We start from the raw sequence: 18,054 nt of genomic DNA, 5'->3' as shown, positions 1-18,054 counted from the left end.
GCGCCTCCGCTTATCAAGCAGGTTTCTCGACAGGCCGCGACATCGGGTGGCCTGTCGAGCGCTTGTCTTCGTCAGTTCCATTCAGACACGATCGGAAACATGATGAATGCGGTCAATCAAAACCCCATGCGGCTGATAGCGTCTATCGCTGAACACGCCAGGGACCGTCCAACCTCGATCGCGGTGATCGAAGGAAAGCAGCATCTAAGCTACGATGAGCTTTTCGCCCGCGCCCAAGACCTGGCTCAAAATCTAAGATCCAGCGGGGTCTTGCCAGATGAAGCGGTGGGGCTGGTGGCCAAACGGGGCATTTCGACGGTTGTTGGAATGCTCGCAATATTTCTTGCCGGTGCGAAATATGTTCCGTTGGATCCCGGTTACCCGACGGAGCGATTGGCCGAGATCGTTTTGAATACCCGCATCACGCGCGTTGTGGGGGCAGCCAGGTGGAGCCAGCCATTCCTGGATCTAGGCATTGATTTCATGGATGCTCAGGGCTCGAGTTCCAAGCGGCTGGAACTCGAACTTCCGCTTTCCGTACCGTCGAACGGTGCCTATGTCATCTACACATCCGGCACCAGTGGCCGGCCCAAAGGTGTCGAGATTCCAAGACGAGCCCTGGACCATTTTTGTCAGGTCGATGCTGCTCTCTACGACCTTTCTCGTGATGACCGGGTACTGCAGTTCGTGTCGATTTCATTCGATGCGAGTGTCGAGGAAATCTTTCCGCCGCTCAGCGTCGGAGCAACGGTCGTGATCCGCGATGACGGCATGATCGCATCGCCTTTGGCATTCTTGGAAGAATGCCAAGAACTGAAATTGACGGTTCTCCATCTGCCGACGGCCTATTGGCATGAGTTGGTCGACGCCTTGGTGGCGGAAGACTTGACGCTTCCGTCGTTCATTCGGCTAGTCAGTGTTGGGGGCGAAAAGATCAGCAACGAGCGAGTGCGGGCGTGGCGCGCCTTATCCTCGGCACGCCACGTCAGATTGCTGAACGCCTATGGACCAACCGAGGTAACTGTCATTGCAACCTGCGACGAACTCGCAGGCCCACGCGTTGGTGAAGCTGAAGATCCGACGCCGTCCATTGGTCGCCCCTTGGGCGGCATGCTCGTCCGCATAGAAAGCGAAGTCGAGTGTGCTGTCGAAGTCGGAGAAGTGGGTGAGCTTCTGTTGGGGGGGCCTCAGACAGCGATAGGCTATGTTGGCCAGCCCGAGCTTACCGCCGCGAAGTTCGTGACCCGCGCCGACGGACATCGTTACTACCGAACGGGCGACAGGGTACGCCTGAGACCAGATGGGCGCTTGGAATATCTGGGTCGCGTCGATCGGCAAGTCAAAGTTCGCGGGTACCGTGTCGAATTGGCAGCTGTTGAAGAAGCAATCGTCGAGCATTCCGGCGTCAACGAGGCCGTCGTTTGTCTCAACGAGCAGGCCCAAGCACTTTGGGCATTCGTGCTTGGCGACACTGCCCTTTCGACCACAGCGCTCGAAGAGCATCTGCGCCGACGACTTGCCCCACACATGGTGCCGTCGCGCCTCATGCGGGTTGAACGATTACCACGGACAGACCGTGACAAGATCGATACTGCAGAACTCATAAGACAGTATTCGCAGTCATTGGCACCTGCCAGACCGGAAACCGGGGAAGTGACGCTCGCGGGGATCATCCGAGAGGTTCTTGGCTGCGACGTGAGCACTCCCCATGATACAATCTTTGCACTGGGTGCGCATTCCCTGTCGGTCATGCGGATTGCTTCCCGCATCCACCGAGATTTCGGAGTGAGGATTTCACCCGGAGACGTATACCTCAACCCTACAATCTCTGAACTGGAGGCTTTCATCGCGGAACAGCCGCGCGCAGAGGTCCGCGGTATTGTCGAAAATGCCGACGAACCCGTATCGCTGACGGAGTTTCAGCGTGATGTGTGGCTGGCCGAGCAATTGATGCCCGGTACTGCGATGCATACAATCTGCGCTCGCTTCAAAATCACTGGTGAAACAGATCCATCGGCTGTCTCGAGGGCGCTGAACATCATTGTCCAAAGACACGACGCGCTGAGGGCGGTTTTTCGTTGCGGTGACGGCGGTCCGGAAGTGACGTTTGAGCCGGAAGCACCGCAATTCGAATACGAGGTCGCGGATCTTCGAGACGCCCGTCCGGACGAACAGGGCGCTTGCTTGGACCGGCTGATAGACAGCCGGGCACAGACGGTGTTCGAGATCGAAGCCGGCCCGTTGCTCGCCGCAACTTATGTACATCTTGCGGATCATTACTCGGAATTGATCGTTGCGGTACATCACATCGCCTTCGACGGGTGGTCGACATATCTCCTCGCTCGCGAGTTGGCAGATATTCTCGGCGATCAAACGCTGCCGGCGCCACGCCCGTTCAAAGACCATCTCCTGGACGTAGCTGCTCGTGCAAAGCAAGCCGACAACGCTGCGGTTCAAAGCTTTTGGATTGAAACACTGGCGGGCGCCCGCACGCAGGTCGAATTTCCGCTCGACCATGCCCGACCAAAGACCAGATCGTTCAGTGGCGCACGATTGAAGTCGATCATCCCAGAGTCCTTGTTCTGCAAGATTGAAGACGTTGCCCGAACGGCCGGCACAACGACATACGCGATAGTTCTCGCCTGCCTGTACGTCGTCCTGTCACGATCGACCGGAACGCGTGATGTCACGATATTGACGCCGGTCGCGAACCGGGACGACGCTTACAGCGAGACGACAATCGGAGCGCTTGTAACGGTTCTTCCCATCCGATTGTCGCTGCACCCGAACTTGACGTGGCAGGACGCGTTCGTTCACGTACGTGAGACCGTCTTGAGCGCCATAGACAACAAAGCTGTCACGATATCGCAGGCAATGAAACGAGCCGGCATTCTATCACGGCCCGATCGGGGCCCATTGTCGCAAGTGATGCTTATCGTTCAGAATACGCCGGTTGCTGCGGCCCAATGCGGCGCTTTGCGTATCGATCACGTCGAAACAGGCTTTGCGGGATACAGTCGCCTCGACCTCACCTTCAGCCTCGATATTCTGGCTACAGGTGCAAATCTGTACCTGGAATACGCTTCCGAACTCTACGAGGAAGCGACGGCTCAGGCGCTGCTGACGTCGATGATTGATCTTATGTCGACAGCTGTTGAACACGTCGGCAGTCGTATAGATACGATTGAAGCAGCAATTACGTCAGGGTCTTGCAGGACGCCGGCGTCGCAAGCGATCGGGCGCGCAGCTTCAATCCAGACGGTATTGTCCCGCATGGAGTCCCATGCGCGAGAATTTCCCAACGACCTGGCCGTGACCCTTGGACGGGAAACGATAAGCTATGAAGCTCTGAACGCCAAGGCGAATGCGATTGCGAATGTCCTCGTTGAGCGAGGCGTATCATCTGGTCAGGTTCTGGCCCTGCACATGCCTCGCACCCCGTTGTTGTTCGCCGCGCTCCTTGCAGTTTGGAAGGTCGGCGGGGTCTTCCTCCCCATCGATCCGGAGTATCCGCTAGAGCGCAGACGCTTGTTGATCGATGATGCCGGCCCTGTGGCCGTCATCGTCTGCGGGCGACAAAACACTGAAGAGCTTGGTGATGTCGCCCTCATCGACGTGGGGGCAATAGGAGCATCCGGTGACGTTCCATCCGAAATCAGCACAAACCTCGATGATAGCGCTTATCTGATTTATACGTCGGGCACGACCGGGCAGCCGAAGGGCGTCGTTGTATCGCAATCGAGCCTGGCCCACCAATTGTACGCGTGGGCCGAGGCCTACCGACTGGAACCACGTCAACGGCACCTCCAAGTCGCCAGTTCATCGTTCGACGTATTCATAGGGGAAACCACTCGCGCGCTGGGAACGGGCGGACACTTGGTCATATGTCCGCGTGAGGTCCAACTTGATCCCAAGGCGCTCTTCGCGCTGATGGAGGTGAAGAAAATAGAGTTTGTCGAGCTCGTTCCCACGGTTCTTCGAGAATTCATGGCGCACGTCGAAAAGAAAGGAAACGTGCTTGGCAGCGTACGACTGCTGGCAGTCGGTGGCGAGGCATGGAGGGTGCACGAATACCGTCGGGCCCGGGGGATACTTGCTCCCGACGCGCGTCTGGTGAATTCATATGGTGTAACGGAAGCAACCGTCGACAGCGCGTACTTCGAAGGCGATGTGGAAGGATTTTTAGATGAAGCTCCGGTGCCAATCGGAAGGCCATTTGACGGGTCGCACCTTTATGTACTCGATGTCGATCAACGCGAAGTCCCCCCCGGCGGAGTTGGGGAACTCTGGATCGGAGGAATGGGAGTTGCGCAGCGCTACCATAACAGGCTGAAACTCACGGAAGAGCGTTTTCGCGGCGACCCGTTCATAGATGATGATGACGCACGTATTTACAGGACTGGCGACCGGGCGTGCCGGCGCCTGGATGGGCTAATCGAGGTCCTGGGTCGCCTGGACGAGCAACTGAAGTACAATGGTCATCGGATAGAACCCGGCGAAATCGAAGCGGCGTGTTCCGCAATACCTTGTGTTCTGGCAGCTGCGGTGGATGTACGCGCCGGACGTCACCTGGTCGCATATATCGTTGTCCGCCCCGGTCATGAAACGCCGCTACTTGTCGAGATCCGCGATGCCCTTAGTCGGATACTCCCGCGTCACAGCATTCCGACCCAGGTGATGGTCGTTGAACAGTTGCCCAAAACGCCGAACGGTAAGCTCGACCGTCGTGCGCTTCCCGACCCCGACGGTTCGTTGCGGTTGAGCGAAATCCAGTTGCTTCCTGCCAGCGCCGTTGAGCAAAGCCTTGCAGGCATTTGGGCAACCTTGCTCGAAACCGAGTGCGTCTATCTGAATGACTGTTTCTTTGAACTCGGAGGAACTTCCTTTACTGCCCTTCGCCTGACACGCGCTGTCGAAGCTCGGTTTGGTCAAAGGTTAGCGCTTCTGGATATCTATCGGCACACCCGCCTGGTTGATCTGGCCGCACACCTCGAAGACATCATGAACGCGCCACGTGGGGCTTCGCCTGTCAACCGTCTTCTTCACGAGCTGCAAAAATCCGATCAGTCGAGCACTCGCACGCTGGTTTGTATCCCCTATGCGGGCGCCCAAGCGGCCGTGTTCCAGCCGTTGGCCAAAGCCCTTGGTCCCGACTGGCAGGTGCTGGCTCTGCAGATTCCCGGCCGAGATTGGTCCCGCGCAGACGAAGCCATGATTTCCTTCGATCAGCTTGCTGCACTATGCCTCCAGGAACTGCAACAGCTCTCGGGCACGATATTTCTCTATGGCCATTGCCATGGGGGTGCTCTGACGATTGAGTTGGCACGACGAGCGGAAGACTTGGGGATAAAAATCGAGGGTGTCGTAATCGGAGCAATGTTCCCGATGTCCCGCATGCCCGGACGCTTGTTTGACTGGCTTTACCGGACATTGCCGATCGACAGGCTGGTTTCCGATAGAGCGATACTTGAAGAGATGCGGGCCCTTGGTGGTGGGCTCGACGAATACGCAAACGGGGAGGAACAGGCTTTTGTCATGCGTGCTGTACGTCATGATGCACGCGCGCTTGAAGAATACTTTGCGCGAACATTGACGTCAGATATTCGGCTGCGCTTGCGGGCACCTGTCCTGTCGGTCGTTGGCGAGCGAGATCGCGTCACCGAGCATTACACGGAGCGATACGAAGAATGGCGGCACTATGCCGATGATGTCAGCCTCAGGGTCATTCCCAAGGCTGGTCACAGTTTCCTTACCCATCAGGCCGATCAACTGGGACAGATCATCGACGAATGGCAGCCTTCGCGTCACGACCGGGCAGACTCCGTTGTGAACTCACACTTCGGCGTGGTGCAGAAGATGGCGAAGCCTCTGGCACCCATGCGGGATTTCTGGATTGTAGCATTCGGCCAATTCGTTTCACTGATCGGCACGTCCCTCACGCAACTCTTCTTGAGCATTTGGGTATTCCAGTCGACGGGCCGCGTTACAGACTACGCCTTCTTAAGCGCGATTTCGTTGTTACCGGGTATTCTTATCGGTCCTTTGGCAGGTGCCGTTGCCGACCGCTATGATCGCAGACTGATCCTCTTGCTTTCCGATCTGGCTTCGGGATTGGCGACGCTTGGCCTCATTGGCATCACGTTGACGAGCGGCCTGCATATTTGGCATGTCTACGCATTCTGCGCGGTCTCTTCGGTCGCAAATGCATTCCAGCGGCCTGCCTATCTTGCGGCGATTGCCCAGCTCGTCCCGAAAGCCTTCTTGGGGGCTGCGAATGGGATCACACAGATTGGTGGAGGAGCCGGCGTGCTGGCTGCGCCGCTGCTTGCGGGGGGGCTGATTGGGACTTTGAGCTTGCATCAGGTTCTTTTGGCGGATTTGTCGACGTTCGCGGTTGCGCTTGTCAGTCTCGTTCTCGTGAGAATTCCCAACAGGCTCTTTAGGCGGCGCGAAGAGACAATGCGCGCACAGCTACGCAACGGGTGGCGGTATGTTGCCCTTCGCCCTGGATTGCTGTCGGCCCTGAAGTTCTTCGTCATCGATCATCTTGTCTACATGACAGGATTCTCGCTTATTGTGCCGATCGTTCTCATTGAACATGGAGCATCTACTTTGGCGGCGGTCTTGGCTGCTGGAGGTGCAGGAACCGTCTGCGGAGCCGTAGCAATGTCCATTTGGGGTGGCACAAGGCGGCGGACCGAAGGCATAGTCATTTTCATGATGATCAATGCGGTTGCTCTTGCGGTCTTCGGGTACGCGCAAGACCCTCGGGCCCTCGCTGCAGCCATGTTCGCCATGGGTGCAAGCGAGGCCCTCATAAACGGGCATTGGATTTCGCTGGTCCAAATCAAAGTAGGGCTCGAACTTCAGGGGCGCGTGCTTTCGATTTTCATTACCGCCATGACACTTACGATGCCGCTCGGCTATCTCATTATGGGCCCGTTGGCCGATCTTCTTTTTCGGACTGCGCTGCTGGATGGTACGCCGCTTGCACACGCTGTCGGCGGCTGGTTTGGAACCGGACCTGCTCGGGGTCTCGCATTCGTCGTTACTATATCCGGGCTACTCTTGATGGTCTGGTCGTTGATCGGTGCGTTTAATTCGGCCTTTATGGCAATTGAAGATGTTTTGCCAGACGCAGTGCCTGACGCGGAGATTGAGGATCGTGACACGATCCAGATGCGGGCCGATGCAGCCTTTGGGGCAGGTTTCAATAGTGTTTGGAAGTACGATAATAGGTAGCGAAATAGTTTGGTAGGCGATGAGGAGCTTCAGTTGCCTTGTCTCAGCGTGCCAAGGTTTGTCGCGTGGCGATCGAGCAAACATGCAGGAGCAATTGTAACTATCCCGTCCGTCAGGCGCCCACATCGCTAGAGGACCTAGGGAATATCCGTATTGCGAGCGCCAGTCTGAACTCCAGAAATGGGTCTGCTCAGAATAGGGCTTCGCCGCTTGTCCCCAAGTGAGGGGCCTTATTCACAGTGTTTTGGTTGCCACCACTGTAGTCACTGTGATGAGTCCCGACGACGCAAGGGCAGGTCCTTATCCTGTGATCCTCCGTTGTCAGCGTGTGGCGCCGCAAAACAGCCCTTCTGACAATTGCATACGTCGGCCAGTCCCATCGTAATCTTCATCCAGAGCGCGGGGTTTTGGCGCCGGGTTGCTGGTTCGGGACGAGCAGCGTGGCAGCCGGGACAGCTTTGTGTGGCGCACAGGCAAAGGACGCTCAAAGGACAAGCCATTCTCTTGAAAAGGAGAGAATCTTACCCTCCTGCAATCTTGCGGCAATATATATCGAGATATCCGTGCGAGAATCGCAGACGAAAAGCTGTCTAGGAAAAGACGAAAGTGATCTCGGCAGCGGACAAATTTTGACCCATTCCGCAGGATAGCGCCGATCGAGATGTTACTGTGACATTCCAAACACGCCATAACAATTCCCCCAAAAGGCTTGTCGTGCTGGCTATCGCACTGCTGGTCTGCGCCGGTACTGCCGCCACGTTTGCAGTTCCAAATTCCGATCCGAGCGAGGGCGCGGCCCTGAAGGACGTTGTTCGTCGAGGCGCATTATCGGAGACCGTGGCGGCGGTCGGGACGCTCGAGCCGTCGCAACTCGTCCAGGTCGGAGCCCAGGTAACCGGCCAGTTGAAATCAATAAGCGTTAGGCTTGGAGACCGTGTCCGAGCAGGCGAGCGAATTGCGGAAATTGACTCGCTGCAACAGCAGAACGAACTTCGATTGGCGCGCGCATCTTTGTCGCAGGCGCAGGCTACGATGCGGGCACGGCAGTTTCAGTTGGAAAAGGCGGAACGCACGTTCAAGCGCCAACAGGATCTCTATGCCGGTCGGGCGGGATCAGGTGCGGATCTGAACGATGCAGAATCTGCAGCTCAGATCGCCCTTGCCGAACGCGACCTCGCAGCGGCTCAGATCGAAAACGCCACTGTCGAAGTTGAGAAGGCCGAAACCAATCTTGGTTATACGCGCATACTGGCACCTATCGACGGACGTGTGATCGCATTGGTGGCCAAGCCAGGACAAACATTGAATTCAGCCCAAACGGCGCCCGTCATCGCGGTCATCGCGCAGACCGACGTAATGATCGTACGCGCGCAGATTTCGGAGGCTGATGTCGGGCGCATCAAAGCTGGACAGAAGGTTCAGTTTACCACCTTCAGCGACCGCAGGCTCAACCGTGAAAGCATTCTGGAAGAGGTCGAACCCGCGGCTTCCACAATGCTAAGCTCTCTTGCAAGCAATGGCGTGCAGGCGGGTGCTGGCGCTTCCGCACAAGCCATTTATTTCAATGTGTTGTTCAGAGCATCGAACCGTGACGGCAAGCTGCAGCCTATGATGACGGCCGATGTAACCGTCGTAACAAATGCCGTGGCTGATGCGTTGCTGGTACCTTGGGCCGCGCTTCGTGGCCCGGATGAAAAGGGCCTTTTCAGTGCGCTCGTCAGGCAAAACAATGGCCAAGCGGATGAGCGCCGCGTGCGAACGGGCATTACCAACGGCATCGATGTGCAGGTCCTGGAGGGATTGGCCGAGGGCGAGGAAGTTCTGCTTCAACTCGATGCCGGTCCCACAGACACGGATATGATCCGCCAATGAGAGCACCACGGCTAGAGCTGCGCGGTGTCGCACGTTTCTACAACAGTGGCGAAGAGACGGTCGCCGCACTTGACGGTGTGGACCTCATTATAGAGCCGGGAGAAATGGTAGCGATCGTCGGGGCGTCAGGATCAGGGAAATCCACGCTTGTGAACATTATGGGGTGCTTGGATCGACCCAACAGCGGCCAATACTTTGTCGGAGAGGTCGATGTCGGGAAGCTTGACTCTGATGATCTCGCAAGACTGCGGCGCGATTGTTTCGGTTTTGTTTTCCAGCGGTACCACCTCATCAACACGCTGACCATCAGCGGAAACGTGGAGCTACCGGGCATCTATTCCGGAATGCCTGCAGACCAACGTAGACGACGGGCCAATCGCATCATTGGATACTTCGGTCTTTCGGATCGGCGGTCTTCGCGGCCCAACCAACTGTCGGGCGGCCAGCAGCAGCGGATAGCAATCGCGCGCGCCTTGATGAACGACGCCAGTGTCGTTCTTGCGGACGAGCCAACGGGTGCACTCGATCGCCGATCGGGAGAAGCTGTTTTGTCCGTACTCAAGGAACTGCACGCTGAGGGGCGCACGATCATCATCATCACCCATGATCGCGACGTGGCCTCCCATGCGCAACGGACTGTCGAGTTCGCAGACGGTCGCATCATTGCGGACAGTCGACAGAGTTGTATTCAAGCCAATTCGTTGGCGGAGACCGGTGCGCCATATGCTCGTCACAACCCGTTCCCGGCCGTCGTCTCTCGCATAGTAAACGCGTTTGCCATGTCCTTTAGGGCCATGGTCGCACAGAAGCTGCGTACCGGGCTGACAATGCTTGGCATCATTATTGGTGTCACTGCGGTGGTGGCGGTCATCGGTCTCGGCGAGGGTGCTCGCAACACGGTAATGAACCAGTTAAGCGTTCTCGGCACGAACTCTTTGGGCATCTATCCAGGGCGCGATTTCGGTGATCCAAATGCATCGGCCGTTGTCAGCCTGACAGCGGCCGATGCGGATGCTTTGGCGGCACAGCCCTATGTCGACAGCACATCACCCGAGATTGCGGCAAGTCTGAAGGGTCGCAATGGCGGGTTGAATGCGAACCTGCAGGTTTCCGGCGTAGGGCCGTCGTACTTTCGGACCAACGGAATGAGACTCGTTGCTGGCCGGGCGCTGACATCGGACGACGTGACCGGTGCCCATCCTAACGTGGTTCTGTCTGATATCGCCGCGTCGACCCTTTTTAAGGATACCAATCCGACGGGGCGCACAGTCCTTATTGACAGGGCACCCGTCACGGTCGTCGGTGTCGTGGCTCTGCCGGGATCCGGAGACACGGCTTTGAATGCCTATATGGCGCACTCGGCTTTCCGGGTGAGGTTGGTTGGAGCCATGCCGCTCGCCAACATCACGCTCAGGATTCGCTACGGCGTTGATAGCGATCTGGTCGAGCGTGCAGTCAGCAACCTCCTGGCGCGACGGCACGGAGTGAAGGATTTTTTCATTGTTAATAGTGAACAGATCCGTCGATCGACTGAGCGAACAATGGCGACGTTCAGCTTGTTGATTGCTTCGTTGGCAGCAGTTGCCCTCTTGGTCGGTGGAATCGGCGTCATGAACATCATGCTGATTTCAGTAGGCGAGCGCACGCGTGAGATTGGGTTGCGTATGGCGGTCGGCGCCCGGCATATCGATATCATGACCCAATTCATGATCGAAGCGATTGTCGTTTGCCTCGTTGGTGGCAGCCTCGGCATTGCCGTTGCATTTGGTCTGGCCGCGCTTTCCGATGTCCTCCTGCTGCCCCTGCCCATCATCCTCAGTTTCGATGCGATTCTTCTGGCTTCTGGCTTCACCGTGTTAGTCGGCCTTGTATTTGGTTATCTCCCGGCACGCACCGCTGCGCGCCTCGACCCGATCCAGGCACTGGCAAGCGAATAGACGTGATGCGCTCCTTAAAGACGGCGGTTGCTATGGCAACCGGGATAGCGCTCTCAGGGTGTCTGGCGCCGACCGAATTTCACCGTCCAGAATTGCCCGGTGGATTTGAATGGGAGGTATCCACGGATCTTGGACGCGACAAGCCCAGCATAGACGATGAATGGTGGAGAGCTTTCGGTGATCGGGGCCTCAACGCCGTTATTCCCGTCGTACTTGCCGCCAACAACGATCTGCTTGCGACCAGCCTTCGTGCCCGCCGGGCGATGCTTGATGCTCGCCTCGCTGGGGAGACTGGCATGCCGAAGTTTTCTGGTGGCGCTGACGGAAACACAAACAGGCCTTTTGGCGGTAGCCGATCTGCAACGCAGCATTTTCAATCAGCCTTTAATCTGTCTTATGAACTGGACCTTTGGGGTAGGACGGCGGCGATACGTGACATCGGCAACCTGGAAGCTTCGGCGTCGACAGAGGATCTTGAAGCTGCTCGCTTGACCGTTGTCGCTGCGACTGTTTCGACTTGGTGGCGTCTTGGCCACACAAACCAGATGCTCGACAGCGCGTCTGCCGGACTTGCCGTAACTGAGCGCACTGAACGCATAGTGGAAACGATGCGACGGGTCGAGACGGCGTCTGACCTCGAGCGTTTCGAGATAACCCAAGTGCTTGAAACACAACGTGCCGCGCGCGAAGCCCTCCTGCGGGAACGCGCCAAGCAGCGCATCAGCCTTGCCATTCTCCTCAACGGCAGCGCCGATCCTATTGCGGAGCCGCTGCGGCTTCCACCTGGAGCGTTGCCAGAGTTGCCCCCCGGCCTGCCGGCCGATTTGATTTCCCGCCGCCCAGATCTGCGTGCCGCGGAGATGAGGCTTCGGGCGGCTCTCCGCCGAACAGACGAAAAGAAAGTGAGCTTCTATCCGCCTATATCGCTGACTGGTAGTCTTGGGGCTGGCGGCCAAGAGCTTGCGCACGTTCTGGCAAATCCTCTCGCCACACTTGGCACCAGGGCGGTGCTGCCGTTCCTAAACTTGCGGGAGATGGGGCTGCAGGTAAAGGTATCCGAGGTACAGTATGAAGAGGCCGTGACCTCTTTCCGGGGGGCGATGCTGACGGCGCTCTCCGAGGTTTCCGACGGCCTGTCGGTCAGAACGTCCTTATCTCGGGAGGCTCTGCATCTTACTCGTGCTCTCGAGGCCCACCGGCGTGTCGAAGCGCTATACGAAAAACGGTTTCGAGCCGGTTCGCTCCCATTGCGACCACTACTTGAGGCGCAGGAGCGCACGAGACTTGCCGAGAACATGCTGATCGATAATCGCCTCGCGCGCCTGCTAAACGAAGGAAGTCTTGTTCGCGCCCTTGGCGGAGCGGCCATACCGGCACCAGATGAGAGGAGTGGTTCCGATCCTTCTGTCGCAGCAAGGAATACCGTCCGTTGACAGCCTTTAAGACTGCGCTGCACCTGGCTATCAGATCCTGATACGCAGGTTCCGTTGACTAATCCCTATATCCCTTGCTGCATATCGCCGACTCATGAAGGTCGCCAGCTTCGTTGACCAGACTCAACTACCCGCAGGTTCATGCTATTTGCGTCAGGAGCCGCTGGATGGATCGATGGGAGCGACTTCGGATTTGCTCGCGCTGCAGGCAGATTATTGACTCTGCCCCTTGCTCATAAGAAAAGGATGTGTTGTTGGAGAGGCAAAACACCTTATGGCAGACGAGAGCGATACTAGGATAGTAACACTGACGCGATCCAAGCGCGTGTCTTCAAAGAGATAGCACCGCCAGAAAGCGTGGTGGGAGCGGTTTCACGCATCGTGCCGGTCTCGCACTCCTGAATTGGATTAATATGAAACCACAGCAGCGAAAGTTTGTCGTCGAATTCAAATCGGGTCGCCGGCGCTCTACAATCAATCCCTCTTCCATATGGGGCGATACCGACCTGAAGGCGCTTGTGCGTGAGGCGGAGACTGAAGCGCCGCATCTTTTCGAACCGGCTGACCGCACCAGCGAGGATTGGTCTGAGCAAAGTGCTGAGCTGTCTTCAACAGATGGCACCAGCATCGCCACCTCAATCGCGGAGCCCGGGGCCTTGGCAGAAGAGCTCAGAGCGAACCAGAATGCCGCCGATTCTGCTTTTATCTCGCCGTCGCAAGAGGACAGTCCGAAGACGACGTCACCTGGAGCGCCGCAGCGTCCGCGCCGGGCGCGCAGCGTTCGTCGGTCCGTTAGTGAAACGATCACGGCTGCAACCGAAGTACCCTCCGACGACCTTGCCGCTCTCGAGGAAGAGAACCGGAGGCTGAAAGACCTGCTGGCGCGACGTCTTCACCACGAGAACAATCGGCTTCGAAGAATGCTTGAGCGTTTCAAGACAGACGAAGCGTTGATTGTAACCGAGAAGACAGAGCACTTTTAACCCAGCGCCCGATGTCTGCTACTTTTTGTGTATTTATAACCCGCGCAACGTGTCGACTATATCAGCATCACAGCCGGAGGCGGTGGCGTTTTCCTGCGCTGTCTCCGGAAGTCGCTGGGCCCATGAGAAACGTTTTCCGTACTCTCAAATAGGTTGCAAATCGCGTCCGGAGATTTCGCAGACTATTTAAGGCAGTTCCAGCTTATTTTAATAAAACCTAAATGATTGCCATGATCATATTGTAACCGATGCAACTGTTCCGAGACCGCAGCGGTTCTTCTCACCTCTGTAGCGGAGTTGTTTCTCCTTAGAATCCACATTGTCATGGAATGACGTCCATGGCCGACGGATCACCCTTCCTTATGACGAGGAGCGAGGGACAATTTCATAATGCTCCATCGCCGTGAGGGAGGAGCCGTGAGGAGATTCCATGCCAAGCTTCACCATCAAAACCACACTGGTTTCAATCCTGTCAGCCTTGGCGATCGCGATGGCATTGTTCTCATACCTGACGCTGTCAACCGTTATGACGATCAACGGTTCGACGACGGAGATCGCTCAAAACTGGCTTCCGAGTGTTGCTGTGGTGAAGGACGTGAAGATTGCGTTGGCCGCATCCAAGTTGGCCTATGCCAGCCATATTACCTCCCTTACCCCCGAGACAATGAAGTCCGCGGAACAGTTGATCGTCGATAGGAAAGGCGCATTTAAAGACGCGGCCGCAATGTACATTCCTCTGATATCATCCGAGCGTGAGCGAGCTATATTAGACGATATCAATTCTGGTTACGATCAGTATGTCGCAGCGGGTGAGGTCATGCTCGCTTTATCGAGGCAGAACAAGAATGATGATGCGGTAAAGGTTTACGCGACGTCGATGGAGAAAATCAGCGAGGAAATCGCTGCCAGCGTGGCGGAATTGATCAATATAAACATGAAAGGCGCATCTGCCGCTGTCACAAATGCCGCCGCCGTCTATGATTTCTCCGTCTATTTCGTTTCCATTGCCATCGGAGCAATCGGTGCGATGGTCGCCGGCGCGACAGTCTATGTCATTCGCAGAGTTTGCAATCCGATCAAGACAATCACGGGCTTCATGGGGAACCTCGCGAAAGGCGTAACCGGCACGGCAACACCTTTCGCCGAACGTAGCGATGAAGTTGGCATGATGGCGGCAGCCGTTGAAGTCTTCCGCGAGAATGCGCTTTCGAAACAACGGCTGGAGCAGGAGGCCGTCGAACAGCGCAATCTGACAGATGAAGAGCGGCGCCGGAATGCCGAAGTCGAGCGGGCCAAGGCAGACGCGATGGCGCAGGCAACGACGAGCCTGGGCGAAGGCTTGACGTATCTTGCGCAGGGTGATCTGACTTTCCGGCTGGCGGAGCCTTTTGCTCAGGATTTCGAACGTCTGCGTGGCGACTTCAATGCCGCCATCGCACAGCTTGCGGAAACCATGGATACTGTTGCTCATGCAACAGGTGCGATCGATGGGGGCTCACGCGAGATCAGCACCAGCGCTGACGATCTCTCCAAGCGGACTGAGCAGCAGGCCGCGGCGTTGGAGGAAACGGCCGCCGCTCTCGATCAGATTACCGTGAACGTCGCAAACTCTTCCAATCGAGCCGAAGAAGCTCGCGCCATTGCAGTACAGGCCAACGACAGCGCAGCCGAGTCCGGCAAGGTCGTAGCCAATGCGGTTCAAGCAATGAGCCGGATCGAGCAATCTTCCAACCAGATCGCGAACATCATTGGCGTCATCGACGAAATCGCATTCCAGACCAATCTCCTCGCCTTGAATGCTGGCGTTGAGGCTGCCCGGGCCGGAGATGCGGGCAAAGGTTTTGCCGTCGTGGCTCAGGAAGTGCGCGAACTGGCCCAGCGCTCGGCCAAGGCCGCCAAGGAAATCAAGGAACTCATTCGCAATTCATCCGCCGAGGTGCAGAACGGCGTCAAGCTTGTGAGCGAAACCGGAGATTCATTGAAGACGATCGAGGGTTACATCGTTACGGTCAACCAGCACATGGATTCGATCGCCAAATCGGCGAAGGAACAGTCGCTCGGACTTGCGGAGGTAAACACCGCAGTCAACCAGATGGACCAAGTGACCCAACAGAACGCCGCGATGGTTGAGGAAACCAGTGCCGCCAGTTCGAATCTGGCGGCCGAAAGCAGCAGACTGCGTGAAATGGTTGCGCAATTCAAGCTTGGGCACACTCTTCGCCCGACCGCACCGCTCGTCGCAGCCGGGAAAGGTCACCGTCCGGTCGCTTCGCCGGCCCATCGGATGACCAGGCAATTGGTCGGAGCATTTTCGGGCGGCGCCGCCGTGAAGGAAACTTGGGAGGAGTTTTGATCGTTGGGTGATCATGACACCAGCTTGTGAACTGCGACCAGCAATGCCGTTCGAACTGCCTGACGATAGGCCTAAACCCTATCGTCGGCAAACATCTCAAACTCACCTTATTTCTGCTTTTCCTGGCCAGAGTTCCTTTGTTGGCGAAAGAGTAGCCTTCGTTTGCGAAGTTTGGTGCAGTTGCGGATTGGATTGTCGTGATGGGCTGGTCCAAGAGGCAAGGCGCGCGAACTGATCGCAATGCAGCGCGCCCCGGAATGAACGCGCGGGGCCATGCCGGTCTTCATCACGCCTTATCGATGACGCCAGTCGACTGGCATCGAGACGACCCTGCCATCTCGTCTGTCGCTGACGCCGCGGGGCCGTGTGAGGCGTTTTGCGATTTTAGGTTTCCTTCATGTGCTGAAGCCTCAACGACTGATGCCATGTGCTATGGAACGCCAATAGGTCTTCGCCAGACAGGGGAGCGGCAAATGCGTATCCCTGCAGCAAGTCACATCCCAAGGTTTTAAGCATTTGCGCATGAGCCAGCGTTTCGACGCCTTCGGCAACCACCTCGATGCCAAGGGAGTGCCCAATGAATATGATGGCGGATACAAGTGCCTGCTCCTCACTACACGACAAGATCGGAGCAACAAGCTGACGGTCAATCTTCAATCGCTTTGGCTTCAGTTTCAATAGGCTGACAATCGAGGTATGTCCGCTGCCGAAATCGTCAATCTCAATGTCGATGCCGATGCCCTTGAGCTTTTCGATATTCATCATAAGGATGTCGTCATTATCATCGAGAAATATGGATTCCAGGAGTTCAAACGAGATAGTCCCCGGCGTGATCGCTAGATCTGCGAGCCGATCGACCAACGCGGGGTCGGCGAGTCTTCTGGCGGAAACATTAACGGAGACTTTTGGCACGTTTAGGCCAAGGCTTGAAAAACGGACGCGGTCCTGCAGGACTTTCTTTAAGATTATGCTGTCGAGAGTCGCCGTGGCATTGATGGCGTCTGCGGTTTTGAGAAATCTCTGAGGCGCAAGCAGACCGTCGCGTGGATGTTGCCACCTTATCAACGCTTCCAATCCTGCAAGTTTGAAGGTCGCAGCGTCGATCTGAGGTTGGTAGAATGGAATGAATTCATCGTTTTCGATTCCTGCCAGGATATCGTCGGCGATACGTTTTTCCTCTATCATCTCTGCTTGCAAGATTTCGGCGAAGAATTCATAGCGACCCCGACCGAGCTCCTTGGCCCTGCATAGCGCCAAATCGGCGCGAACAAGGATCTGGTGTGTATCAAGGTTTTTGCCCTCGCTTTGGTCAATACCAATACTGACGCTAAAGCGGCAAACGTGGCCGTTGTATTCGAATGGCTGGCGCATCAACGCGATAACGCGGCATGCTAATTCAGCTAATTCCTCTTTGTCACAGATATTCCTTACAAGGATCACGAATTCATCGCTGCCGATCCTTGCGATCAGATTTTCGGGTGAAACAGTATTTCGGAGTGTGCCTGCCGCATGGACTAGAATTGCATCTCCCACAGCATGCCCAAGCGTGTCGTTGATCTGCTTGAAGCGATCCAGGTTCAAATGCAAAATGCCTATTTTCAGGGCATTGCCGCGGCTTCGCCTAGCATGTCTTGCGAGCTCTTCATCCAGTTTCCTGCGGTTGGCGAGGCCGGTGAGGGGGTCGTGCAGCGCGCTGTACTCGGAACGACTTCGCGCTTGCTCGAGTTTGGCAGCTAATCGGATGGTTTGCAGCCGGGCTGCTTTGAGATTGGCGCGCAGCTCAACATGGTCGGTGATGTCCAACACCATTCCAACCAGTTTGCGTTTTCCGCTGGGTAACTGGCGGACCTCAGCGACCGTCTTAAGGTGGCGAACCTGCCCAGTTGGTAGGACCTTACTTCCTAGCTGGCTGTAAGGCCCGCCATCGGCACTGGACGCCGCCATATTGAGCTGCGCAGCCTTTCGTTCTCCAGGGTCAAGGGCCGTAAGCCATGCCTCATTCGTTAACAAAGCCGCTGGCGAATTGTAGGGTACCCCATAGAGTTCATGCACCCTGCGATCCCAGCTCACGCTGCCGTCTTTTAGATCGGTGTCCCAGAGTCCGCCGTTACAGCAATCAAGCGCAAGTTCAAGCTGCCACAGCTTTTCCGCCAGCGCACATTCTAGCTCTGCGAGCTTCGCCAGTGTTTGTGCCTCGACGGGCTGCCCATCACTTTGGTCGTCCATACCGGAAA

Annotated in this window: 7 protein-coding genes; 6 read left to right on the top strand and 1 reads right to left on the bottom strand. The window is 56.6% G+C overall.

Translation table 11 applies throughout. The features are described from left to right. Nucleotides 1–99 precede the first annotated feature (99 nt). The 6 genes from IB279_RS29250 (at nt 100) to IB279_RS29225 (ending at nt 15,820) form a co-directional block, all read left to right on the top strand. The gene (locus IB279_RS29250) at nt 100–7,242 is read left to right on the top strand and encodes a non-ribosomal peptide synthetase/MFS transporter (protein ID WP_210338731.1); all 7,143 of its coding nucleotides are present in this window, start codon (nt 100–102) and stop codon (nt 7,240–7,242) included. Nucleotides 7,243–7,911: 669 nt separating this feature from the next. Beyond that, a complete protein-coding gene (locus IB279_RS29245; RefSeq protein WP_192340275.1) occupies nt 7,912–9,114 on the top strand; it encodes an efflux RND transporter periplasmic adaptor subunit in 1,203 nt (400 codons plus the stop codon). Beyond that, nucleotides 9,111–11,051 (top strand): ABC transporter permease, encoded by a 1,941-nt coding sequence (locus IB279_RS29240; RefSeq protein WP_192340273.1) that lies wholly within the window; start codon nt 9,111–9,113, stop codon nt 11,049–11,051. The genes IB279_RS29245 and IB279_RS29240 overlap by 4 nt, the downstream gene beginning before the upstream one ends. Before the next feature lie 32 nt (nt 11,052–11,083). Beyond that, on the top strand, nt 11,084–12,484 hold the full coding sequence (locus IB279_RS29235; RefSeq protein ID WP_192340271.1) for a TolC family protein: 1,401 nt from the start codon (nt 11,084–11,086) through the stop codon (nt 12,482–12,484). Nucleotides 12,485–12,897: 413 nt separating this feature from the next. Continuing rightward, a complete protein-coding gene (locus IB279_RS29230) occupies nt 12,898–13,467 on the top strand; it encodes a hypothetical protein (RefSeq protein ID WP_192340269.1) in 570 nt (189 codons plus the stop codon). A gap of 430 nt (nt 13,468–13,897) precedes the next feature. After that, entirely contained in the window at nt 13,898–15,820 is a 1,923-nt protein-coding gene (locus tag IB279_RS29225) for a methyl-accepting chemotaxis protein (protein ID WP_192340267.1), read from the top strand. A 384-nt stretch (nt 15,821–16,204) separates the two neighbouring features. Here the strand turns inward: IB279_RS29225 and IB279_RS29220 are convergent, their stop codons facing one another. Further along, nucleotides 16,205–18,046, bottom strand: coding sequence for a bifunctional diguanylate cyclase/phosphodiesterase (locus IB279_RS29220; protein ID WP_192340265.1), 1,842 nt, complete (start codon nt 18,044–18,046; stop codon nt 16,205–16,207). Nucleotides 18,047–18,054 lie beyond the last annotated feature (8 nt).

Source organism: Ensifer sp. ENS06 (assembly GCF_014852205.1).
GTDB classification, from domain to species: domain Bacteria; phylum Pseudomonadota; class Alphaproteobacteria; order Rhizobiales; family Rhizobiaceae; genus Ensifer; species Ensifer adhaerens.
The sequence above is the reverse complement of the archived record's forward strand: the minus strand, read 5'-3'. Positions and strand labels throughout refer to the sequence as shown.